At 67.5% G+C, this 22,877-nt stretch carries 21 protein-coding genes and 1 tRNA gene; 11 read left to right on the forward strand and 11 right to left on the reverse strand.

Annotation, left to right across the window (positions count from 1 at the left end):
• Positions 1–50: 50 nt before the first annotated feature.
• The 4 genes from ACOTSS_RS07850 to ACOTSS_RS07865 all read right to left on the reverse strand — a co-directional run bounded on the left by ACOTSS_RS07850 (position 51) and on the right by ACOTSS_RS07865 (position 7,823).
• Complete coding sequence (locus ACOTSS_RS07850; RefSeq protein WP_448690940.1) at positions 51–5,117, reverse strand: hypothetical protein; 5,067 nt, start codon at positions 5,115–5,117, stop codon at positions 51–53.
• Between the two features lie 90 nt (positions 5,118–5,207).
• Positions 5,208–6,269 (reverse strand): hypothetical protein, encoded by a 1,062-nt coding sequence (locus ACOTSS_RS07855; protein WP_448690941.1) that lies wholly within the window; start codon positions 6,267–6,269, stop codon positions 5,208–5,210.
• A gap of 73 nt (positions 6,270–6,342) precedes the next feature.
• Positions 6,343–6,807 (reverse strand): hypothetical protein, encoded by a 465-nt coding sequence (locus ACOTSS_RS07860; protein WP_448690942.1) that lies wholly within the window; start codon positions 6,805–6,807, stop codon positions 6,343–6,345.
• Positions 6,808–6,818: 11 nt separating this feature from the next.
• Positions 6,819–7,823, reverse strand: a complete 1,005-nt coding sequence (locus ACOTSS_RS07865; protein WP_448690943.1) for a hypothetical protein — start codon at positions 7,821–7,823, stop codon at positions 6,819–6,821.
• A gap of 230 nt (positions 7,824–8,053) precedes the next feature.
• On the opposite strand from ACOTSS_RS07865, the gene ACOTSS_RS07870 reads away from it, so the two are divergent.
• On the forward strand, positions 8,054–9,220 hold the full coding sequence (locus ACOTSS_RS07870; RefSeq protein WP_448690944.1) for an AI-2E family transporter: 1,167 nt from the start codon (positions 8,054–8,056) through the stop codon (positions 9,218–9,220).
• 43 nt (positions 9,221–9,263) lie between these two features.
• Positions 9,264–9,340: transfer RNA gene (locus tag ACOTSS_RS07875), tRNA-Asp, on the forward strand.
• Between the two features lie 81 nt (positions 9,341–9,421).
• Here ACOTSS_RS07875 and ACOTSS_RS07880 read toward each other — a convergent pair.
• The 4 genes from ACOTSS_RS07880 to ACOTSS_RS07895 all read right to left on the reverse strand — a co-directional run bounded on the left by ACOTSS_RS07880 (position 9,422) and on the right by ACOTSS_RS07895 (position 11,142).
• Positions 9,422–9,655, reverse strand: coding sequence for a DUF2842 domain-containing protein (locus ACOTSS_RS07880; protein ID WP_448690945.1), 234 nt, complete (start codon positions 9,653–9,655; stop codon positions 9,422–9,424).
• Positions 9,652–10,233: a 5-formyltetrahydrofolate cyclo-ligase gene (locus tag ACOTSS_RS07885; RefSeq protein ID WP_448690946.1), complete on the reverse strand. Its 582-nt coding sequence runs from the start codon at positions 10,231–10,233 to the stop codon at positions 9,652–9,654. Before ACOTSS_RS07885 ends, ACOTSS_RS07880 begins: the two co-directional genes overlap by 4 nt.
• 221 nt (positions 10,234–10,454) lie before the next feature.
• Positions 10,455–10,943 (reverse strand): cell division protein ZapA, encoded by a 489-nt coding sequence (locus tag ACOTSS_RS07890; protein WP_448690947.1) that lies wholly within the window; start codon positions 10,941–10,943, stop codon positions 10,455–10,457.
• On the reverse strand, positions 10,936–11,142 hold the full coding sequence (locus ACOTSS_RS07895) for a hypothetical protein (RefSeq protein ID WP_448690948.1): 207 nt from the start codon (positions 11,140–11,142) through the stop codon (positions 10,936–10,938). The genes ACOTSS_RS07890 and ACOTSS_RS07895 overlap by 8 nt, the downstream gene beginning before the upstream one ends.
• Before the next feature lie 162 nt (positions 11,143–11,304).
• On the opposite strand from ACOTSS_RS07895, the gene tkt reads away from it, so the two are divergent.
• From tkt to ACOTSS_RS07920, 5 genes are all read left to right on the forward strand, one after another.
• Positions 11,305–13,272 carry a transketolase gene (gene tkt, locus ACOTSS_RS07900; protein WP_448690949.1) on the forward strand — a complete coding sequence of 656 codons (1,968 nt, stop codon included), beginning with the start codon at positions 11,305–11,307 and terminating at the stop codon, positions 13,270–13,272.
• 37 nt (positions 13,273–13,309) lie between these two features.
• Positions 13,310–14,317: a type I glyceraldehyde-3-phosphate dehydrogenase gene (gene gap / locus ACOTSS_RS07905; protein ID WP_448690950.1), complete on the forward strand. Its 1,008-nt coding sequence runs from the start codon at positions 13,310–13,312 to the stop codon at positions 14,315–14,317.
• A gap of 166 nt (positions 14,318–14,483) precedes the next feature.
• Complete coding sequence (locus ACOTSS_RS07910; protein WP_448690951.1) at positions 14,484–15,680, forward strand: phosphoglycerate kinase; 1,197 nt, start codon at positions 14,484–14,486, stop codon at positions 15,678–15,680.
• Positions 15,681–15,779: 99 nt separating this feature from the next.
• Entirely contained in the window at positions 15,780–16,649 is an 870-nt protein-coding gene (locus ACOTSS_RS07915; RefSeq protein ID WP_448691307.1) for a fructose bisphosphate aldolase, read from the forward strand.
• Positions 16,649–17,305 carry an O-methyltransferase gene (locus tag ACOTSS_RS07920; protein WP_448690952.1) on the forward strand — a complete coding sequence of 219 codons (657 nt, stop codon included), beginning with the start codon at positions 16,649–16,651 and terminating at the stop codon, positions 17,303–17,305. Before ACOTSS_RS07915 ends, ACOTSS_RS07920 begins: the two co-directional genes overlap by 1 nt.
• A gap of 94 nt (positions 17,306–17,399) precedes the next feature.
• Here the strand turns inward: ACOTSS_RS07920 and ACOTSS_RS07925 are convergent, their stop codons facing one another.
• Positions 17,400–17,825 (reverse strand): hypothetical protein, encoded by a 426-nt coding sequence (locus ACOTSS_RS07925; protein WP_448690953.1) that lies wholly within the window; start codon positions 17,823–17,825, stop codon positions 17,400–17,402.
• Between the two features lie 23 nt (positions 17,826–17,848).
• Here ACOTSS_RS07925 and thiE point away from each other — a divergent pair, with 23 nt between their 5' ends.
• Entirely contained in the window at positions 17,849–18,487 is a 639-nt protein-coding gene (gene thiE / locus ACOTSS_RS07930) for a thiamine phosphate synthase (protein WP_448690954.1), read from the forward strand.
• Here thiE and ACOTSS_RS07935 read toward each other — a convergent pair.
• Entirely contained in the window at positions 18,472–18,636 is a 165-nt protein-coding gene (locus ACOTSS_RS07935) for a hypothetical protein (RefSeq protein ID WP_448690955.1), read from the reverse strand. The two genes, thiE and ACOTSS_RS07935, sit on opposite strands and share 16 nt — an antisense overlap.
• 128 nt (positions 18,637–18,764) lie before the next feature.
• On the opposite strand from ACOTSS_RS07935, the gene ACOTSS_RS07940 reads away from it, so the two are divergent.
• The 3 genes from ACOTSS_RS07940 to ACOTSS_RS07950 all read left to right on the forward strand — a co-directional run bounded on the left by ACOTSS_RS07940 (position 18,765) and on the right by ACOTSS_RS07950 (position 22,317).
• Positions 18,765–20,726, forward strand: a complete 1,962-nt coding sequence (locus ACOTSS_RS07940; RefSeq protein ID WP_448690956.1) for an OPT family oligopeptide transporter — start codon at positions 18,765–18,767, stop codon at positions 20,724–20,726.
• A 112-nt stretch (positions 20,727–20,838) separates the two neighbouring features.
• Entirely contained in the window at positions 20,839–21,402 is a 564-nt protein-coding gene (gene efp, locus ACOTSS_RS07945) for an elongation factor P (protein ID WP_095384449.1), read from the forward strand.
• Between the two features lie 96 nt (positions 21,403–21,498).
• Positions 21,499–22,317, forward strand: coding sequence for an inositol monophosphatase family protein (locus ACOTSS_RS07950; protein ID WP_448690957.1), 819 nt, complete (start codon positions 21,499–21,501; stop codon positions 22,315–22,317).
• Positions 22,318–22,329: 12 nt separating this feature from the next.
• Here the strand turns inward: ACOTSS_RS07950 and ACOTSS_RS07955 are convergent, their stop codons facing one another.
• Positions 22,330–22,869 carry a YbjN domain-containing protein gene (locus ACOTSS_RS07955; RefSeq protein ID WP_448690958.1) on the reverse strand — a complete coding sequence of 180 codons (540 nt, stop codon included), beginning with the start codon at positions 22,867–22,869 and terminating at the stop codon, positions 22,330–22,332.
• Positions 22,870–22,877 lie beyond the last annotated feature (8 nt).

Here is a 22,877-nt window from a genome sequence, read left to right on the forward strand (position 1 = left end):
CTGCTGCATAAACCGCCAGCGGCCCCCGCCTTCGCGGGGGCGACGGCTTCTTATAACCCCAGCCCCGCAAAGCTCGTCTGGTCGAACTTCAGCTTGAAGGTGACATAGACGCCCGAACGCGAGAAGCGTTCATCCTCGAAATCGCGGTCGCGGAAACCCGCGAGATTATAGCCGAGGGTGATGTTGGCGTTCTTCATCGGCGCGATGGTCAGTATCGGCCCGCCGGCCCAGGCGACGGTGTCGCCGCCGGCACCGATCCGCGCGGTTCCCGACGCGCCGATCCCGAAATGCTCGCCCAGATGGATGCGCGCATCGGCGCCGACAAGGTTCGACCAGCCCTTCACATCGTCGGCGCCGAAGCGGTCGAAACTATAGCGCGTGCCCCAGAAAAGGCCGAATTCGGCGCGTTCATACCACATGCGGCCGTCGCCTTGCCCGCCGCGGTCGCCGAGCGGCGCCCAGTTCACCGACAGGCTGCCGAGCAGGCGGCGGCTTGTCGCGTCGCCGTCGATCGTCAACGTGCTGCCGATCGCGTCGCGCTGGCTCGCGACCGCGCCGCGCACCTTGTCCGAGCGGAACTCGGTCTTGCCCAGCCACGCGACGCGCGAGGCGGCAGGGCGGTGCGCCCAGCTCATTTCGAATTGCATCACCTCGGTCGTCGGCACCGCGCCGCTGCCGCTCGCCTTCGTCCAGGTGAAGAGCGCGCCGAGCGCACGGCCTTCACCGAGCTGGCGCAGGCCGCCGAAGGTCAGGCCGTAACGGTTCGCCAGCTCGCCGTCGCGATATTCGGCGCGGCCGGTCAGCGTCCAGCGGTCGGCACGATAGGTGGCGCCCGCGCTCAGCGCGAGGAAATCTTCGGTCAACAGCCCGTTCGTGCCGAGGAAGCCGCCCGAAGCGGCGGGCTGGTCGGGGTTGAGGATGTCCTTGGCGTGAAGCCCGCCCAAGGTGCGGTTGCCGTCGAGCGACGCGTCGACCGACCAGCGCTCGCCGAGCCGCAGCGACTGCGACAGGCCATAGGCGGCGAAGCTGCGCGGACCATATTCGCCGATCGCCTGCTGGTTCGCGGTCGCGAGCAGCCGCGCCCCGGCCCAGGGTGCGAGATCGAAGCCGAGCCGCGCGGTGCGGGCCTTGACCGTATCGCCGTCGGCGATTTCGTAACTGCCGACGAGATTGACGTCGCGCGTCACCGCGAAACGCGCCCCGAGGCGGTGGCGGGCGGGGAAGTCGACGCTGGCGTTCGTGCCGCCGAGCGCGAATTCGGTCTGCGCGTCGAGTTCGAGCCGCTTTTCGAACAGGCGCTGCGTCGCGCCGAGCTGGACGATGTTCGACCGGTTGGACGTTCCGTCGGCCAGTCGGTCGTCGGCGTGGGTCAGGCCCGCGCGCGCCACCGTCGAGCCATCGTCATATTCGACCAGCGCGCGCGCGGCGCGGCGGCGCGCACCGAGATCCAGATATTCCTCCTGCCACGCGCTGCCGGTCAGCGACAGGCCGCGGCCCACGCGCAGGCGGCCGTCGAGGCCGAACTTGCGCGTCCCGTCCTCGCCGCGATCGAGCTGGCCGGCGCCGAATCCCGCCTCGCGCTCGCGCAGATAGGCAAGGAGATCGGCGGTGCGGCTGTGGTGCTCGGCCTCGATCAGCCACGCCTTGGCGGTTCCGGCCGCCGCGCCCGCGGTCCCCGCTTTGGCCCGTGCGTCGCTGACCGCCAGCTCGGCGCGGATTTCGGTATCGAGATCGGGGCGATAGCGCGCATCGACGCCGCCGAGGTCGGTGCGCGCGCTATTGTCCTCGTCATGGATCAGCGTGGCGCCGACGCGCAGCTTTTCGTCGCTCGACCGGTAGCTCACGCGCCCGCCCGCGTTGAGTACGCGTTCGCCGACGCCGTTCACTTCATATTCGGCGACGATGAATTGCGGATCGAGTCCCGAAGAGCGGCTGAGGACGGGACTGGCGAAGCGCAGCGTTCCGGCGAAATAGTCGATGTCGTAATCAATGTGCCGGGTCAGGGTCAGCGTTTCGACGATGCGCTCGCTGTGCAGCCGGTCGCGCGTCTCGATGACGATCCGTTCGCTGTTCGGCAATATGTCGCGCGCGCCGAGCTGATAGGGACCGGTCAGGCCGTTGCCCTGGATCTCGTCGCGGCGGAAGCGGTAGGGCGTGTCGGCGGCGAAGGCTGTCGCGGCGATGTTGCGGCCGCGATATTCGGCCTTGGCGCCATTCAAGGCGCGCTGGTAGCGGGCGAGTTCGGGCTCCGAAATGCCGGTCTCGAAATCGCCGAACATCGCGTAGAATTGCGGGCGTTCGAGCCGCAGGTAGAGCTTGCGCACCGACGCGGCGTCGTAGCGCGTCTCGTTGCGGTCGGCGTAGATGGTGTAATAGGCGCGCGGGTCGATCACGCCGCCGAAACGCGCGTCATCCTTTTCCTTGTCGCTGTCATAGGCGAGCGTCATCAGCCATTTGCCGCGCACCCGGCCCTTCGCATAGAGCGCGAGGCGCGCGTCGGCGTTCACATCGTCCAGCGTCTCCGCCACCGGTTCCATGCGGTCGTCGAGCGTATTGTAGCCGAGTGTGCCCGCCGCGAAGCCGACGACGGTCCACGGCCGGTCGCCGGGATCGAGCCAGGTCTCGATCGTCTGCTTGCGCTCGACCTTCTCGTCGCGGAAGGTGAAGTCCATCGTCAGCGTGCCCGACGCCGTGGTCGGCTCGAGTTCGATATAGGCCATGCCGTCGTCGCCCTCGACCTTCCAGATCGGGCGCGCGCGGTCGAGCCCGGCGAGCTGCCGGGCCTGCTGCGCGTCGGCCTCGACCGCCGGATAATAGGGCGCGGGAACGGCGAAATCGCCAGTCAGCCCGTGGCGCACCGGGCGGCCGTCGCGATCGGTGAGCCGCACCGCGATCACCGGGCGGGTCACGCCGTCGGCGATCAGCACCGATTTCTCGCGCACCAGAGCGGCGCGCATCGGGGTGATCGAATAATGGACGCTGCGCTCGATCCGCTCGACGGGGCGGCCGTCGGCGTCGCGGATTTCGGCGGTCAGGCGATTCTCGCCCTCGCGAATCTCGATCCCGCGCCACAGGCTGACCGCGACGCGGCCGTCGCCCGATTTGCGCGTGCCGTCGAAGCTGAGCGCGTCGACGGGCTTGCCGTTGACCGCGAGCGCGACCGCCTGTCCCGGAAGATGCTTGATCGCGACGCGCACCGATTTCGAGCGCGGATTATGATCGGGGGCGGGAAAGAGCCAGCCGATGCCGGGCGCCTGTCCGGTCAGCCAGTCGCGGTTCGCCCCCGCGGCATCGGGGTCGCTCGCCGCCGCCGGCCGCTCGCTTGCCGGAGTTGCGGGCGCCGCACGCAGCGGCGCGGGTCCGGCACGGAAATCGGCGCGCTTCAGCGAACCGCCGTGCCCCTCGACAAAGCGCGAGATCGCGCTGCCCGCGCTGTCGGTCGAGCGCGCGCAGTCGACCGCCTCGCGGTCGCGCGGCAGCGTCGAGGGATCGATCTGGACGACGTGCAGGCCGGGCCGCACGCCTTCGAAATGATAGCGGCCGTCCTCGTCGGTGACGGTGTAGCTGCCGTCCTGCAGCATCACGCGCACGCCGGCGACGCCCTTCGCCTTGCCGGGATCGATGCCGCAGCCGCCATCGGCGATGCGGCCGATGACCGTCATCCGGTCGCCGAGCTGGTCACGCTTGATCGTCACCGCCGCCTCGGCGACGTTGCTCGCGGTGCCGCGATTATCGATCGCGGTCGCGCGATTGAGCAGGTTTCCGGGCTCGGCCGACCCCAGCACATCGACGAGATAGGTGAGCAGGACCGTTTTCGACGGTGCGAGCGCGGGCAGGGCGACGCTGAACTCGCGGCCGTTCGCCGCCACCGCCGCGTCGACGCGTACGCCGTCGGCGCGCACGGTGTCGAGGCGGAGCCGCAGGCCCGCGGGAAGGATGTCGGTGACCGTGACGGCGCCGCTCGCGCGTCCGGCGTCGCGGTTCGCGACCTCGATGCGGTACTGGATGACGTCGCCCGCGACCGCGACCTGCGTCGAACTCGTCTTGCGCAGCGCGAGCGGCTGGCCGGGCCGGTCGACGGGGATGTCGATCCGCACCGGTGCCGGGCTGTCGAGCGTGAAGGCCGCCCCATAGCTGGCCCTCGAGATGGCGAAGGGCAAGCCGTCGTCGGGGCGCCACAAGCCGGCGAGATCGCTCGCATCGCTCCGCGACGGCGCGCTGAAGGGACTCGGCGGTTCGACGACAAGCCGATAGGTGCCGGGCGCGACGAAGGGGAAGCGATAGTCACCGGGCGGGAAATGATAGGCGGTGCCGCCCGCGTCGGTGACATCCTCCCCGGTCGTGACGGTCGAGGGATAGGCGGAAACGCCGTCGTCGCCATAAGTCTTCGCCGGCTGCCCTGTCGCCGCGTCGATCAGGGTGATGCGCGTGCCCGCGACCGGCGCCCCGTCGCCGCTGTCGAAGACGATGCCGAACGGATCGACGAGGAAGGCGAGCGTCGCGGTGACGGTCAGCGCGGTGTCTGCGGCCGCCGCGACGTGGAGCTGGACCGCGGGGCCGGGCGAAACCGACAGGCGGCAGTCGCCCGCGACGATCGCGGGCGGCACGCCGATGGTGGCGATATAGCCGGTGAACTCGCCGCTGTTCGCTGCGGTTTCGGTCAGCGTGATCGCCTCGCGGTCGCCATTGTCCAGCGTCAGCACGACCGGCAACGTGTCGCGCGCGGCGGGATCGCGATTGGCCGAGGCGAGGGTGAGGCCGACCACGAGCATCTCGCCCGCGCGAAAGCTGTGTGTGCCCTGCAGCGCGGCAGGGTCGATGGCGAGGCCCGCATAGACGCCGCTCATCGCCGGGGGCGCGGCGTTCAAGGCGCCGGCGGTCGGCCGCGCGGCGGCGCATCGGGTTGGTGCGAGCGGTGCGCTGTGGTCGCCGCCGCTCGCGATGAGACGATAGGTCGCGATGCCTGGCGGCTCGGACGGCCGCGTCGTGACCGTCACGTCGACCCGGTTCGAGCGCGTATCGCCGCCGCTCCATTGCGCCGTCGCGGTGTTCGAGATGACCTGCGCGCGCACCGCCGGAGCCGCAGGCAGCAGGGCTGCCGCGACCAGGGCGGTCACGAAGCGAAGGGGTTTCGAAGTCCACGCCATAGCGAGCCCGGAAAGGCGGCGGGTCCGGGGTAACCGGAACCCGCCGCCTCCGCCCCCCGATCAGTTGACTTTGGTCTGGAAAACGAGCGTGCGGGTCTGACCGGCCGCGATCGTGGCGATCGTGCCCGAAACCACCGGCGCGGCGTAGCTGCCGCCCGCCTCGCCGTCGGCGTTGCAGGTGCTGCCCGTCACGGTGCCGTCGAGCTTGATCGAGCCCGCGACGAAGGTCAGCTGGCCCGGCACGCTGTCGCTGATCGCCACCGACGTCGCGGCCGCGCCGCCCGCCGCATTGGCGATCGCGATGCAATATTCGACCGTGGCGCCGGGGATCAGCTTGGGATTGCTGGCCCCGTTGAGCGGATCGTCGACGACGCGGCTGGTCTTGGTGACGGTCAGCGTCGCGGTCTTTACCGTATAATCGTCTGCCGCGCTGTGCGCCGCGTCGCGCGCGCCGTCGTTAACCCCGGCGATATCGGCGAAGACCGTATCCTTCCCGGCGGTATTGGCGCCGCTGGTCTGCGAGACGGCGGCCCCCTGCGAACTCGCGGTGCCGCCTTCGCGCGCCGTGGCGCGAAGCTGGATGCCGGCGACCGCGCCGGTCGCGAGGCCGCCCGGAATGTCGGCGACCACGAACAGCCTGATCGGCGTGTCGACTGGTACTTCATCGGCGTAGGTGACGAGCGCGTCGCCGGGATCGAAGCTGCCGACCGTTCCGGTCGCCGCGTTGTCGCGATAGATGCGGACATTGGTTGCGTTGAAGCTGTCGGTGCCCAGATGCTTGGCGGTGCCGCCGGTGATCTGCGTCGCGGCTAGGGCGAAGTCGAGCACCTCGTTCGAATTGTTGGTCAACAGGAAGGTCGTGACGGCGTTCGACTGGCCGGGGACGACCTCGGTCGTCGCCGTGCCGTCCTCTTCGACCGTCAGGTCGATCTTGCGGTCGACGACGAAACTGTCCGACGCGCTCTGCTGGGTCTGGCTGACGCCGCCGACCTGGAAATCGACGGTCGCGGTATTGGTGATCGAGCTGCCAGCGGTCGTGCCGGCCGCAAGGGCCGGCGTGGCGGCGATACAGGTGATCGCCGCCAGACCGATGGAGCCCGCATAAGTCAGCTTGCTGGTCATAGCTGAACTCCTGGGCTCGGTTGGCCGCCTGTTCCCCACCGCCGGCGACCGTTAAGCGGCTTGTTTCACCCGGTTATTTGACGATTCCCCGGAACATGAGCTTGCCCGATGCCCCGGCCGGGATCGGCTTTTGAAAAGCCCAGCGGATGTGCGTCACATCGGCGGGCTGCGCGGCGCGGCGCGTGCCGTCCGCGAGCGTGATGGTCAGGTCCGCGAGCCGCCCCCAGGCGCGCCCGCCATCGACCGAGACGAGCGGCTGCGTATCGCCGGCATCGGCGAAGCGCACCGCGGCGGGGAGCGGGTTGGTGATGACGAAACGGTCGGCCGCCCGTGCGCCCGCGTTGCGATAGTTGAGCACGAAGACGAGCTTGTCGCCGGGAACGACGACCTTCGGTTCCTCGAGCAGGATGCGCTGCTTGCCGGCCGCGTCGGTCTTCACGCGCTCGACGAAAACGCTGTTGTCGAGCGCGATCTGGTCCGCCGCGAGCGCCTGGCCCGGAAGCAGCGCGGCGAAAGCGAGAAGGAGTGCGGAACGCATGATTATTCCCCTCAATCGATCTTGGTCTGGAAGGTGACGGTGCGCGTCTGGCCGCCAGCGATCGTGCCGAGCGCGACGCTGATCCTGGTGCCGTCGTAGCTGCCGGCATCGCCGTCGGCGGCGTCGGTCAGCGGCGCGCCGCCGAGCGTGGCCGAATTGGCGACATAGCTGGTGTCGGCGGGCACATTGTCGGTGATGGCGAGGCCGTTCACCGATCCGCTGCCGGCGACGGTCGCGACGATCGTGTAGGTGATCGTCGCGCCGGGTACCGGTTCGCTGCCCCCGAACGGGTCGGCAACGACCGCCGATTTGACGAGGCTGACCGTGGCGGCCGAAACGGCATAGGCGCCGGCATCCTGGCCGTCGGCCCCGGTCGAGCCGACGACGGCGTCGCCGCCGCCTTCACCCGCGCCGGCGAAGCTGGTGCCGGGCGCGCCGGTTCCCGTTTTCGAGGCTGCGAGCAGGCTGACGATGCCGCGGTCGCCGTCGGCGACGCTCCCCGCTATGGTCGATAGTATGAAGATCGTCCGGCTCTGATCGGGATCGAGCACCGGGTCGTTGGCGCCCGCCGTGTAGAGCGTGTCGGTCCCCGCGTCGAAAACGCCGTCGCCATTGTCGAGGTAGATTTGCGTGACGGTCGGGTCGAAATTGTCGCCGCCGCCGTTCGCCACCGTGCTCAACGCAAAGCCTTCCTGGCCGTTGCCGTTGTTGGTGAGCGAGAAGGCCAGAAGCTGGCCGGTCGCGCCGGGCGTCGTCGCGACGTCGGCCGGGTCGCTCGAATCGACGGTGACATCGAGCAGTTCGTCGACGCGCAGGTCGACCTTGTTCGAATCGATGGTCTGGGTGCCGGCGCCATTGTCGAAACTGGCGCTGGCGGTGTTGCTGATGGTGGAACCCGCGCGGGTGCCCGCGGCGTGGGCCAGCGTCGGCAGAGCCAGCGCGCAGGCGAGGGCGAAGGTCGAAATGGCAGGGATGCGATAGTGATGCACCACGCCCCCCACGGGCGCATTCATCATGATCTGTCTCCAGTGGCTGGTCCGTTGGCATCGCTGATGGAGGGAAAAGGAAAATTTCTGGTTAAGAGCGCGGTCACCATTGGCGATTCTGACCCGGAAGAGGACAGATAGGCCGCGCCGCGAATGCGCGGCGCACCGTCTGGCGCGGCCGGCAAAGCTCGCGTAAGAAAGCGACGGTTAACAGGGAGACGAACGAGGTGGCCGACGACGGGGGGAAAAAGGAGGCTCGCGTGCCGCGCGCCAATCCCCTGCATCAGATCGAGGTTGACGATCTCCGCCGCGATCGGCTGCTCGCGGCGCTGACGCTGATCATCGGCGCTGCCTTCTGCCTCGGCCTGCCGTTCGCGTTGCAGGCGGGGGCGGAATTCTTTCTGCCGCTGACCGCGGCGATCGTGATCGCGATCGCGCTCGTTCCGGTACTCGAATGGCTCGAACGGCGCGGAGTGCCGTCGGGGCTCGCCTCCTTCCTGTCGCTCGCCGCCTTTCTGCTGGTGATCAACGCTGCGCTCGCGATCATCGTCGTGCCCGCGACCGGCTGGTTCACCCGGCTCCCCGAATCGATTCCGCGCATCCAGAGCAACCTCGCGCCGCTGATCGATTTCTATTCGACGCTGCAGAAGTTCGTCGATCGCACCCTCGCCTCGATGGCGAGCGGCAGCGAGGCGACCGCGCAGGCGATGGCGGCGACCGCGCCGACATCCGTGATCGACTACTTCATCTCGGCGGCGCCGTCAGCGGCGATCCAGCTCTTCTTCGCGGTCCTCGTCGTCTTCTTCTTCCTCGCCGGCTGGACTCGGCTGCGCAAGGGGACGATCCGCCGCCGCGGCAGCTTCGACGGAGCGATGCAGACCGCGCGGGTGATCCAGAATGTCGTCGATGCGACCGCCGACTATCTGGCGACGATCACGATGATCAACGCGATCCTCGGGCTGATCGTGTCGCTGCTTCTGTGGGCGCTCGGCATGCCGTCGCCCTTCATGTGGGGCGGCATCGTCGCTATCTGCAATTTCGTGCCCTATCTGGGGCCGATCGTCGCCGCGATCCTGCTCGCGCTCGGAGGCTTGATGACCTTCGACGCGGTGGGATTCGCGCTGCTGCCGGCGCTGATCTTCATCGGTGTCCATCTCGTCGAGGCGAATCTGATCACGCCGCTCGTCCTCGGTCGGCGACTGACCGTCAATCCGCTGCTGATTCTCGTGTCGTTGAGCTTCTGGGGCTGGGTGTGGGGAACGCCCGGCGCACTACTCGCGGTGCCGCTGCTGCTGATCCTGCAGACGATCCTGCACTCGACCGGGACTCCCGATTTCGCCGGATTCCTGTTCGAGCGCGGCACGCTGACCACGGCCGAAGAGATGCGCGCGCGGTTAAATCGCGATAAGACCGAAAGCGACGGTTGACAGGCCGCGGCGCGGCGCATATTGGCGCTGCTCCCAAGCGCACGCGGGTGTAGCTCAGTTGGTTAGAGTGCCGGCCTGTCACGCCGGAGGTCGCGGGTTCGAGCCCCGTCACTCGCGCCATTCCCTGTCTTTTCGGACGGAATGGCAACCGCGGCTTGGGATCACATCATCGTCGGAAATACCCCGGCCCGGCGTGGCCCTTCAGCCGCGCCAGCGCCCCAGCTCCATCCATCGCAGCAGCGGCTTCAAGGGCAGGATCCAGACGATCCCTGCCGCCAGATAGAAGATCGCCTGAACCAGGATCGGCCAGGTGCCGACCCATGGCGACAGGCTGACGACGATCGCGGCCCAGACCGCGATCAGCAGCAGGATCAGGAAGATGCCCGCGGGCTTGCGCCAGCTCGGTTGATCGGGGCGGGCGGGCTCTTCACTCACAAGCGGTCTCCACAGACGATAAATTCCTGTTCGGTCAGCACGGCGTCGAGCCGCGCGTCGGTCGATTCGGCGGGTATGGCATCGACTTCCTGCACCGACCAGCCGACGCCGATGCGGGGAATGCCGGGGTGCGCGGCGAAATAGCGGTCGTAATGGCCGCCGCCCTGGCCCAGCCGCCCGCCGTTCCGGTCGAATCCCACGAGCGGGCACAGAATGACCGCGGGCTGGACGGAGAGGCCTTCGTCGGCGGGCTGATGCGTTCCCCACGGGCCCTTCGTCAGCGCGCCGTCCGACGTCCAGCGCCGGAACTCCATCGTCTCGCTGCGGTCGCGGTGGAAGGGCAGGGCGATCGGGCAGCTTGTCAGCGCGGGCAGGATGTCGGGCTCGTCGCCCCAGGCGACATAGGCCGCGACCGGATCGCGGCCTTCGATCAGGTCGGCGAGCGGCTGAGGAAGGACGCGGAAGGCGGCGAGGCGCGCCATGCCGTCGAGATTCGCGGCGAAATGCCGCCGCCGAAAGCGCAGCCGCTCGCGGAGCGCCTGCTTCTGCCGGACCGGATCGGCGGACATGTCGGTCATCGCCGTTCCTGGCTCTTTCTATCGGCGGGTTGGCGGGACCGCCGTGGTCGTTTGCCGGAAAATCCTCTGACGCCAGTAACGTCAGGTGGGGGCCATGTACGTCGGGCCAGGGCCCGGGCAGGGACAGCTCCCTTGGATGATGTATCGCCTCAGGGATATTCGCAGCGGCTCGTGCCGGGCAGTGCCCGCCGCCCCCTATTTAGGGGCGCGGGCGCGGTGTCTCAAGGGATTTGCTCGACTTTCGTCGCGAGCGCCTCGATCCGGTCGGCAATCTGCATGAGCGCGCGGTCGTGATGGCCTGAAGGCGGCGCGGGAACGACCGGCGCGCCCTGCCGCAGCGTTTCGAGCTCCGCGAGCGCCGCAGCTTCGCGCTCGGTGGCGGCGCGCGCTTCGGCGAGCGCTTCCTGTTCCCGCGTCTGCGCGGCCCGCAGCTCGTCCTTCGCCGCCGCCTCGCGGCTTTCGGCGAGCGCGACTGCGGCGCGCAGCGAATCGGACTGTGGCGCCGCCTTTTCGACCTTGCCGCGCGCTTCCTGCGTTTCGTCGGCGAGCATCAGCGACGCAAAGAGAAGCTGGCGCACCTCGGTTCCGCCCTGAACGCTACGCGCCTTCTCGTCGATGATCGCGGCGAGCTGGCGAATCCGGTCCTCCTGTCCGTCGGCGCAATGGACGTCGTAGGGGCGTCCCGCGATGCTGAGGCGGACGTCAGCCATGCTTCGCGTCCGCGATCAGGCGGTCGAGTTCGCCGATCACCGCCGCGACTTCGGCCTTCAGCGCCGAGGATTCGGGGGCTGGAGCAGCTGCAGCGGGGGCGGGCCGCTCGGCGCGTTCGGCCAGCGCCTTCTCGATCCGGCTCAGCGCCCGTTCGATGCGGCCGATGGCGAGACTGGATTCGTCGAGATCGAGTTCCATAAGCAAGGACGTAGCAGCGGCGCCCGATGGGCGCAATTGCCGAGGCCGGATCTGGAGCCGAAACCGGCTTTTGCGCGATTTCTTGCCGCGGGCGGTTGACTCCTGCCCGCCGCGCCGCAAAGGGCAGTCGCGCACGCCAGCCCAGCCATTTCCGGGGGACGAATGACACTGCCCGAACGCCAGCTCGCCAACGCCATCCGCGCGCTTGCGATGGACGCCGTACAAGCCGCGAACAGCGGCCATCCGGGAATGCCGATGGGCATGGCCGATGTCGCGACGGTGCTCTACTCGGACTATCTGAAGTTTGATCCCGCCGATCCGGCATGGCCCGACCGCGACCGATTCGTGCTGTCGGCTGGGCATGGTTCGATGCTCGCCTATGCGACGCTCCACCTCGCGGGCTACGCACATCCGACGATGGACGAGATCCGCGGGTTTCGCCAGCTGAGCAGCCCCTGCGCGGGGCATCCCGAGAATTTCGAGCTCGCGGGTGTCGAGACGACGACCGGGCCGCTGGGGCAGGGGCTCGCGACCGCGGTCGGCATGGCGATCGCCGAGCGGCATCTGAACGCGATCTATGGCGACGACCTGGTCGATCACCGCACCTGGGTGATCGCCGGCGACGGCTGCTTGATGGAGGGCATCAACCACGAAGCCATCGGTCTGGCCGGACATCTGAAGCTCGGCCGGCTGATCGTGCTGTGGGACGACAACAGGATCACGATCGACGGATCGACCGACCTGTCGACGAGCGAGGATGTGAAGGCGCGCTATGCGGCGACCGGCTGGCATGTCGGGGTGTGCGACGGGCACGACCCCGCCGATGTTCGCCGCGCGATCGACGCCGCGCTCGCCGACGAGCGGCCGTCGCTGATTGCGTGCAAGACGATCATCGGCTTCGGCGCGCCGAACAAGCAGGGCACCTCGGCCACCCACGGCGCGGCGCTGGGCGCCGACGAGGTCGCGGCGGCGCGCGAGACGCTCGGCTGGACTGCCGAGCCCTTCGTCATCCCGGCCGACATCGCCGCGGCGTGGAAGGCGTTTGGCGATGCTGGAAAGACGCTTCATTCCGAATGGAAGAATCGCCTTGCAAGCAACGAAAAGAAAAAGGATTTCGAGGCACGGATTGCTGGCAAGGTGATCCCCGGCACGGCGTTCAAGGCCTATCTCGACGGGCTCGTCGCCGAGCCGCCGAAGGTCGCGACGCGCAAGGCGTCGGAAAACACGCTGACCGCACTCACCGCCGACATCGACGCGCTGGTCGGCGGCAGCGCCGATCTGACCGGTTCTAACAACACCAAAACTTCGTCGACCAAGCCGCTGACCAGAAACGATTACTCGGGTCGCTATATCTATTATGGCATCCGCGAATTCGGCATGGCGGCGGCGATGAACGGCATGGCGCTGCACGGCGGGGTGGTTCCCTATGGCGGCACCTTCCTGGTGTTCGCCGACTATTGCCGTGCCGCGATCCGCCTGTCGGCGCTCCAGCGCCAGCGCGTCGTCTATGTGATGACGCACGACAGCATCGGCTTGGGCGAGGACGGCCCGACGCACCAGCCGATCGAGCATCTCCAGTCGCTGCGCGCGATGCCGAACCTGCTCGTCATGCGCCCCGCCGACGCGGTCGAAACGGCCGAATGCTGGGCGCTCGCGCTCGCGCAGACGGATCGGCCGACGCTGCTCGCGCTCACGCGCCAGAACCTGCCGCCGCTGCGTCATGACGTCACCGAAAATCTTTGCGCGAAAGGCGGTTATCGCCTGCGCGATGCCGCGGCCGCCCGCAAGGTCGTCCTCGTCGCGACGGGTTCCGAAGTGTCGCTCGCGATGGAAATCGCGGACAAGCTGGAGGCGGCCGGGCAGGGCGCCGACGTCGTCTCGATGGTATCGACCGAGCTGTTCGACGAGCAGGATGCGGCGTATCAGGTCGATGTCCTGCCGGACGATGCGCTGATCGTGTCGATCGAGGCGGGCACCACCTTCGGCTGGGAACGCTATACCGGGCGCCACGGCCTGCGCTTCGGTATCGACAGCTTTGGCGCGTCGGCGCCGATCGAAGACCTATTCAAGCATTTCGGCCTGACCGCCGATGCTATCGCTCCCCAAATCCTGACCCGGCTGGGCCAATAAGGACCCGGCCGCTCCCACGCAGAAAGGACGTTTCGTCATGGCAGTGAAAGTCGCAATCAACGGTTTCGGACGCATCGGCCGCCTCGTCGCGCGCGCCATCCTGGAACGCCCCGATTGCGGGCTGGAACTCGTTGCGATCAACGATCTTGCCGATGCGAAGGCCAATGCGCTGCTGTTCAAGCGCGACAGCGTCCATGGTCCTTTCCCGGGTGAGGTGTCGGCCGAAGGCGACCACATGATCGTCAATGGCAAGGAGATCCGCGTCACCAAGGAACGCGACCCCGCCAACCTGCCGCACGGCGAGCTGGGCGTTGACATCGCGCTCGAATGCACCGGCTTCTTCACCGACGCCGAGAGCGCGGGCAAGCATCTCGCCGCCGGCGCCAAGCGCGTGCTGGTCTCGGCGCCCGCGAAGGGCGTCGACCTGACCGTCGTCTATGGCGTCAACCACGACAAGCTGACCGGCGATCACAAGATCGTGTCGAACGCGAGCTGCACCACCAACTGCCTCGCGCCGGTCGCGAAGGTGCTGAACGACACGCTGGGCATCGAGCGCGGACTGATGACCACGGTGCACGCCTATACCAACGACCAGAAGATCCTCGACCAGATTCACAGCGACATGCGCCGTGCGCGCGCCGCCGGCATGTCGATCATCCCGACAACGACGGGCGCCGCGCGCGCGGTCGGCGAAGTGCTGCCCGAACTCAAGGGCAAGCTCGACGGATCGGCGATCCGCGTGCCGACCCCGAACGTCAGCCTGGTCGACCTGACCTTCACCCCGAAGCGCGACACGAGCGTCGAGGAAGTGAACCAGATTCTGAAGGATGCGTCGGAAGGCGCGCTGAAGGGCGTTCTCGCCTATTCGGACGAGCCGCTCGTCTCGATCGACTATAATCATTGCCCCGCAAGCTCGACGATCGACAGCCTCGAAACCTCGGTTCTCGAAGGCAAGCTGGTTCGCGTCGTCAGCTGGTACGACAATGAATGGGGCTTCTCGAACCGCATGGTCGACACCGCCGGTGTGATCGCGGGGCTGCTGTAAGATCATTCGCACATCGTCATTGCGAGGAGCGCAGCGACGAAGCAATCTCCAGCCATGGCACATGAGCTAATCGCTGGAGATTGCCGCGGCCCCTTCGGGGCCTCGCAATGACGAGACATAGAGACGCGAAGACGCTTCGATGCTGTCGGGGCGAATGGAGTCGAATATGAGCAGCTTCAAGACCCTCGACGACATCGGCGACGTCACCGGCAAGCGCGTCCTCGTCCGCGTCGATCTCAACGTCCCGATGTCCGACGGCGCGGTCGCCGACGATACGCGGATCCGCGCGGCGATGCCGACGATCCGCGAACTGTCCGACAAGGGCGCGATCGTGCTGCTGCTTGCCCATTTCGGACGGCCGAAGGGCGCGAAGAACCCGACCCAGTCCCTGAGCCTCGTCATCGACGGGGTTGCCGACGTGCTCGGCCATTCGGTGATGTTCATCCCCGACTGCATCGGCGAGGGCGCCCAGGCGGGCGTCGCAGTGCTCGCACCCGGCGATGTCGCGGTGCTCGAAAATGCGCGCTTCCACGCGGGCGAGGAAAAGAACGACCCTGCCTTCGCAGATGCGCTCGCCGAGATCGGCGACATCTACGTCAACGATGCCTTCTCGGCGGCGCACCGCGCGCACGGATCGACCGAGGGCATCGCGCACCGGCTGCCGGCCTATGCGGGGCGCGCGATGGAGGCCGAATTGAAGGCGCTCGATGCCGCGCTCGGCAATCCGGCGCACCCGGTCGCGGCGGTCGTGGGCGGCGCCAAGGTGTCGAGCAAGATCGACGTGCTCAAAAATCTGGTCGGCCAGGTCGACCATCTGATCATCGGCGGCGGCATGGCGAACACCTTCCTCGCCGCGCGCGGGGTCGATGTCGGCAAGTCGCTGTGCGAGCATGATCTGGTCGATACCGCGAACGCGATCTTCGACGCCGCCGACAAGGCCGGCTGCACCATCCATCTGCCCTATGACGTGGTGGTCGCGAAGGAATTCGCGCCCAACCCGCCGACGCGCACCGTCAACGTCCACGAGGTCGCCGCCGACGAGATGATCCTCGATGTCGGCCCGGCGGCGGTCGAGGCGCTCGCCGACGTGCTGAAGAACTGCCGCACCCTGGTGTGGAACGGCCCGCTCGGCGCGTTCGAGACACCGCCGTTCGATACGGCGACCGTCGCGCTCGCGAAGACCGCGGCAGCGCTGACCCGCGAAGGCTCGCTGATCTCGGTCGCGGGCGGCGGCGATACCGTCGCAGCGCTCAACCATGCCGGCGTGGCGGGCGATTTCACCTTCGTCTCGACCGCTGGCGGCGCCTTTCTCGAATGGATGGAAGGCAAGCCGTTGCCGGGCGTCGACGCGCTGAAAGCATAGAGTTTTCGTGCCATTGCATCCCGCGCGCGGGACAGCTATGCGCGCCGCCACATACGTATGCAAATAACCGGAGATCTTATGACCACCGCCAATGCCGCCATGCTCGACCAGATCAAATCGGGCCAGGGTTTCATCGCCGCGCTCGACCAGAGCGGCGGTTCGACGCCCAAGGCGCTCAAGGGCTATGGCATCGGCGAAGACGCCTTTTCGAACGATGAGGAAATGTTCGGCCTGATCCATGCGATGCGCAGCCGCATCGTTACCGCGCCCTGCTTCAACGGCGACAAGGTGATCGGCGCGATCCTGTTCGAACGCACGATGGACGGCGAGGCCGGCGGCAAGCCCGTGCCGGCGCTGCTGTGGGAACGCGGCGTGGTGCCGTTCCTGAAGGTCGACAAGGGGCTGGAGGCGGAGGCCGACGGCGTCCAGCTGATGAAGCCGATGCCCGATCTCGACGCGCTGTGCGATCGTGCGGTGGCGAAGGGCGTGTTCGGGACCAAGATGCGCAGCGTCGTCAACCTCGCCAACCCGGCGGGAATCAAGGCGATCGTCGAGCAGCAGTTCGCCGAAGCGAAGCGCATCGCGGCGCACGGCCTCGTCCCGATCATCGAGCCCGAGGTCAATATCAAGAGCCCCGAGCGCGACGCGGCCGACCGCCTGCTGCTGAAGGAAAGCCTCGCGGCGCTCGACGCCTGGGACGGCGCGCCGGTCATGCTGAAGCTGTCGCTGCCCACCGAGGCCGGGCTGTTCCAGCCGCTCGTCGATCACCCCAAGGTGCTGCGGGTCGTGGCGCTGTCGGGCGGCTTCGCGCGGTCCGAGGCGTGCGCCGAACTGGCGAAGAACCCCGGCATCATCGCGAGCTTCAGCCGCGCCCTGCTCGAAGATCTGCGCGCGCCGATGAGCGACGAGGAGTTCAACGCCTCGCTCGGCGGCGCGATCGACGAGATTCACGCGGCCTCGGTCGCCTGATGGGCGAACGCTGGCAAGCGGTCGATGACTATATCGCCGGGAAATTGCTCGGCGACGACGCGGCGCTGGCGGCCGCGCTGGCGCATAATGCCGCCGAGGGACTGCCGCCGATCGACGTGTCGCCGGCGCAGGGCAAGATGTTGTTCCTGCTCGCCCAAATCGCGGGAGCGCGGCGCATTCTCGAAATCGGGACGCTCGGCGGCTATTCGACCATCTGGCTTGCCCGCGCGCTGCCCGAGGACGGCGAACTGGTGACGCTGGAGATCGAAAGCAAACACGCCCACGTTGCGCGCGAGAATCTGAAGCGGTCCGGGGTATCGGACAAGGTCGACATTCGCGTCGGCTCGGCGGCGGACAGCCTCGCCGCGATGGCCGACGAAGCGCCCTTCGACTTCGTCTTCATTGACGCCGACAAGCAGGGCAATTCCCATTATGTCGCCGAGGCGATCCGGCTGGGGCGCAGCGGAACGGTGATCGTCGTCGACAATGTCGTGCGCGAGGGCGGGGTGCTCGACGCGAACAGCGGGGACCCGCGCATCGACGGCACGCGCGCGCTGTTCGACATGCTGAGCGCCGAACCGCGCCTCGACGCGACCGCGGTGCAGACCGTGGGCGCGAAGAAATGGGACGGGTTCGTGCTGGCGCGGGTGCGCTGACGCCCATATTTCTGTCATTGCAAGCGCAGCGAAGCAATCCAGGGCGGTCTACGTTACTCTGGATTGCTTCGCTGCGCTCGCAATGAAGAGGAACTCAAAGCCCGCCGTCGAAGCGAAACGCGAAGCGATAATCCCCGGGCTTGATCGGCTGCCCGGTATGCCTTGCGGGCGTGACTCTTTCGAGCAGGATCGTGCCGTCGGCGAGCGGGATGTGCTTGCCGAGGATCGCCTCGAACGCCTGCGAACGGCCGCCGGGTCGAATCCACAGCATCTTGAGCCGTACCTGCCCGGCCCACACGCACATGACATTTTCGGGGCAGCGGCTGTCTTCGAGGACCTGCACCGGCTGGACGATCGGTCCATCGGCATAGGCGCGCTGGCCGAGGGCGATGCTGGAGGCGTCGGGAAGCGGCGCGGGTTCGGGCGGCGCCGACCGGCTCGCCGCGCAGGCGGAGAGGGCGAGCGGGGCGACGAGCGACAGGGCGACGAGGCGCGGCATTTTCTGCATTTGCCCGAGCATGGCGGCGTGGCTATGAACCCGCCATGACCACACGGACCTGCCAGCTCTATCTGATCTCGCCGCTCGACGTCGGGGGCGATTTTCCCGCCCGGCTGGAAGAGGCGCTCGCCGCCGCGCCGGTCGCGGCGTTCCAGTTTCGCGTCAAGGGGGTGGATCAGCACGAAGCCGCCCGGCTCGCCGAGCCGGTGCAGGCGATCTGCGCCGCGCACGAGACCGCCTTCATCGTCAACGACGACATGGCGCTCGCGAAGCGGCTGCGCGCCGACGGCGTCCATCTGGGGCAGGGCGACGGCGATCCGAAGGAAGCGCGGCGCCTGCTCGGGCCCGATGCCCAGATCGGTGTGACCTGCCATGCCAGCCGCCATCTCGCGATGGAGGCGGGCGAGGCCGGGGCCGATTATGTCGCTTTCGGCGCCTTCTTTCCGACCACGACCAAGGCGGTCGAGCATCACGCCGATCCCGAAATCCTGAGCTGGTGGCAGGGGCTGTTCGAGCTGCCCTGCGTCGCGATCGGCGGGATCACGCCCGCGAACGCCGGGGAGCTGGTCGACGCCGGCGCCGATTTCCTCGCGGTATCGGGCGCGGTGTGGAGCCATAAGGATGGTCCCGCGGCGGCGGTGCGCGCCTTCGCGGCGGTGCTGGAGGGTCAACCCGCCGGATAGTCGCGGTGCGGCGTCTCATCTTCCCTGCCTGGTCGCTGCTCGTCCTTGCGCCAGCCGAACAGGCCAGCGCACGGCGTCGCGCGCCGCGGGTTCTTGGGTGCCGTCCGGCGCGGGGGGCGAAGCTGGTCGGAGTAATCGATGCTCATCATGCGCGCCGCTATGGCAGTGGTGCGCGGGGCGATATTGGATCGATGCGACAAATCGGCCTCGGTTCGTCGCCTTTTCGCTTGCGCAATGCGCGGCGCGGCGCAACAGCATGGCGCCGGGGAGACATTTTATGACAACGACCGACCAAGCCGCCACAGGGCTGCGCGAACTGACGCTGCGGGGGATCATCCTCGGCGGGCTGATCACTCTGCTGTTCACCGCAGCGAACGTCTATCTCGGCCTCAAGGTCGGGCTGACCTTCGCGACCTCGATCCCCGCCGCGGTGATATCGATGGCGCTGCTGCGCCATATGAGCGGATCGACGATTCTCGAAAACAACATCGTTCAGACGATCGCCAGCGCGGCGGGAACGCTTGCGGCGATCATCTTCGTGCTGCCGGGACTCGTGATGGTCGGCTACTGGCAGGGCTTTCCGCTGCTCGAAACGACCGCGATCACCATGCTCGGCGGCATTTTGGGCGTACTCTTCTCCGTGCCGCTGCGCCGCGCTCTCGTTGTCGATGCGGATCTGCCCTATCCCGAAGGGCGGGCCGCCGCCGAAGTGCTGCGCGTCGGTGCCGCAAGCGCCGAGGGAGCGGAGGAGAACAAGGCGGGCTTGTCGGCGCTTCTGTGGAACGGGCTGATCGCGGCCGGCTTTGCACTGCTCACCCAGATGAAGCTTGCCGCGGGAGAGGTCGCACGCTGGTTCAAGGTTGGGGCGGGCGCGACCGGCATCGCGGGCGGATTGGGCTTCGCACTGTTCGGGGTCGGGCATCTCGTCGGTCTGTCGGTCGGCCTCGCCCAACTCGTCGGACTGGTCACCGGCTGGTGGATATTGCTGCCGATCCTGACGCAGGGTGTCGCCGGGGCCGACGCCGAAACGATCGCGAACACCGTATTCCGCGATGAGGTCCGCTTTTTCGGCGCGGGCGTGATCGCGGTCGCCGCGCTCTGGACGCTCCTCAAGATCGCGAGCCCCGTGATCGGCGGGATACGTTCGGCCATGGCGGCGAGCAGGGCGCGTCATGCGGGCGCTGCCCTCGCGGTCGAGGAGCAGGATATTTCGATCGGCTGGGTGTTCGGCGGTTCGCTGCTGATCCTGCTGCCGACCGCCTGGCTGCTCTGGTCGGTGCTTGCCGGCGGCCCGCTTGCGGGCTCGGCGGCGATTCTCGTTGCCGGTGCGCTCGTCTTCATCATCGTGATCGGCCTGATGATCGCGTCGGTAACTGGCTATATGGCTGGCCTCATCGGAGCGTCCAACTCTCCCGTGTCGGGCATCGGCATTCTAGCGATCATCGCATCGTCGCTGCTGCTCGTCGGGTTGCTCGGTCGTGGCGGCGGAGACGAGGCGAGCGCAGCCATGGTAGCCTATGCTTTGATCGTGACCGGCCTCGTCTTCGGCATCGCGACGATCTCGAACGACAATCTGCAGGATCTCAAGACCGGTCAACTGGTGGGTGCGACGCCGTGGAAGCAGCAGGTGGCGTTGATCATCGGTGTCGTGTTCGGTTCGCTTGTCGTGCCGCCGGTCCTCAATGTGCTCAACGAGACCGTCGGCTTCGTCGGCGTGCCCGGCGCCGGGCCAAACGCGCTCGCTGCGCCGCAGGCGGGACTCATCTCCTCGCTGGCAAAGGGCGTACTGGGCGGCGATCTCAACTGGACGATGCTGAGCTATGGCGCGCTCGCCGGTGCCGGTTTCATCCTGGTCGACGAGATGCTCGGACGCGCGCGCAAGCTGCGGCTGCCGCCGCTCGCGATCGGCATCGGCATCTATCTGCCGATGGCGGTCATCCTGCCCGTCGTGATCGGCGCGGTCGGGGGCTGGTTTTATGATCGCTGGGCCGAACGGCGCTCCAACCCGGCCTTCGCGCATCGCATGGGCGTTTTGACCGCGACCGGCATGATCGTTGGCGACAGCCTGTTCGGCGTCTTCTATGCCGGAGCGGTCTATGTGACCGACAAGGATGCGCCGCTCGCGGTGGTGGGCGACGGATTCCAACTGCCTTCGGTGCTGATCGGCCTTGGTCTGTTCGCTGGGCTCATCGTCCTCAGCTATGCGCGGACGCGCCGGATGGTCGAAGCCACGGCCTGACCGCACGCGCCGCTTGCCCTTCGCCGCGTCCCCCGCTAAGGGCGCGCTCCTGTGACCGGCGCGCTGCGGCGTGCCGGCGGCTCTTTCCATCCTTGAACTGTGAGTGTGCGCGATGAAGATCACCGGCGTTGAAATCCGTCCCGGCAATATTATCGAGTTTGAAGGCGGCATCTGGAAGGTCACCAAGATCCAGCACACCCAGCCGGGCAAGGGCGGCGCCTATATGCAGGTCGAAGCCAAGAATCTGATCGACGGGCGCAAGCTCAATAACCGATTCCGCAGCGCCGACACGGTCGAGAAGGTTCGTCTCGACACCAAGGATTTCCAGTATCTCTATGCCGAGGGCGACGATCTCGTCTTCATGGACAAGGATACGTACGAGCAGATCACCATCGGCAAGGATGTCGTCGGCGACGCGCACGAATTCCTGCAGGACGGCATGGATGTCGTGCTCGAACTGTGGGAAGAGCGCCCGATCTCGGTCGAGCTGCCCGAGCAGATCGAAGCGACGATCGTCGAGGCCGACGCGGTGGTGAAGGGGCAGACCGCCTCCTCGTCCTACAAGCCCGCGATCCTCGACAATGGCGTGCGCGTGATGGTGCCGCCGCACATTACCAGCGGCACGCGGATCGTGGTCAACGTCTACGACCGCGAATATGTGCGGCGTGCCGACTAACTGACGTCGCCCCCGCGAAGGCGGGGCCGCTATCGGCATAGCGCAAGGTTGCCAGCGGCCCCCGCCTTCGCGGGGGCGACGATTGAGGGAAGAACAATGGCCGTATCGGGCATCATCACCGTCATGGAACGCGCCGCGCGCAAGGCCGGCACCAAGCTGCGCCGCGACTTCGGCGAGATCGAGCATCTGCAGGTGTCGCAAAAGGGCCCCGCAGACTTCGTGTCGAAGGCCGACCAGGCGGCCGAGCGCACCCTCTATGACGAACTGACCCACGCGCGCCCCGGCTGGGGTTTCCTGATGGAGGAAGCCGGTGAGATCAAGGGCGAAGAGGGCAAGCCGCGCTTCATCATCGACCCGCTCGACGGCACGTCGAATTTCCTCCACGCGATCCCCCAGTTCGCGATCTCGATCGCGGTGCAGGAACCAAAGCTCGGCGGCGGCTGGGGCGATGTCACCGCGGCGCTGATCTATCAGCCGGTCACCGACGAGAGCTATTGGGCCGAGCGCGGCCGCGGCGCGTGGCTGCACGACCGGCGCCTGCGCGTCGCGTCGCGCCGCCATTTGAACGAATGCCTGATCGCGACCGGCATCCCCTTCATGGGGCATGGCGACATGGCGCAGTGGAGCCGCATCTTTGGCGCGGTCGCGCCCGAAGTCGCCGGTATTCGCCGCTTCGGCGCCGCGAGCCTCGACCTCGCTTGGGTCGCCGCGGGCCGTTTCGACGGCTTCTGGGAAAGCGAGCTCAACATCTGGGATGTCGCCGCCGGCATGCTGCTGGTGCGCGAAGCCGGCGGCTTCGTCAGCGACTTCCGCGGCGGCGACCGCGCGATCGAGCGCAGCGAATATATCGCGGGCAGCGGGGCGGTGCACTCGAAGCTGCAAAAGCTGGTCGCAGGCGCGCTGCGCGGCGCCTGATCCGAAGGTAGCTCAGTCTTCCTTTGACTTCGCCGCGTCCGATTCCGGCTTTGCATCCGGGTCGGTGAAGACGAACTCGTCGAAATTGCCGAGCACTTCGAACCAGATGTCGAGCGTATCGAGGAACAGCGCCTTCGACATGCCGCCGGCGTCGAGATTGAGGTCCATTTCGATAACCGGATCCTTATCGCCGTCGAGGTAGGCACGGCCGAAGCGCCAATTGCCGTTCCATTCGGCGATCCGGTCGGCGGGAAAGGGCTTGCCGCGCGTGAAGGCGATGTAGAATTGCACCGACGTACAGGGACCCGCAACGATGCCTTCGCTGCAGCCGTAGAAGAAAATGCGATAGTTGCGGTCGTTGTGCTGCGACTCGATCATCCGGTCGCCGGCTTTGTCGACCGAAACTTTGGCCTCATGGCCTTCGGTCTTCAGCAGCGCCGCGATCTGATCGGCATCGGCGAAGACACGCGGGTCTTCGGCCGCCGTCGCGCTGCTGGCCGTTGCCAACGCCGCCGCGAGCAGCATCCATCGCACCGATCCCGTCATCGTCATTTGATCGC

It is taken from the genome of Sphingopyxis sp. NJF-3, assembly GCF_053514865.1.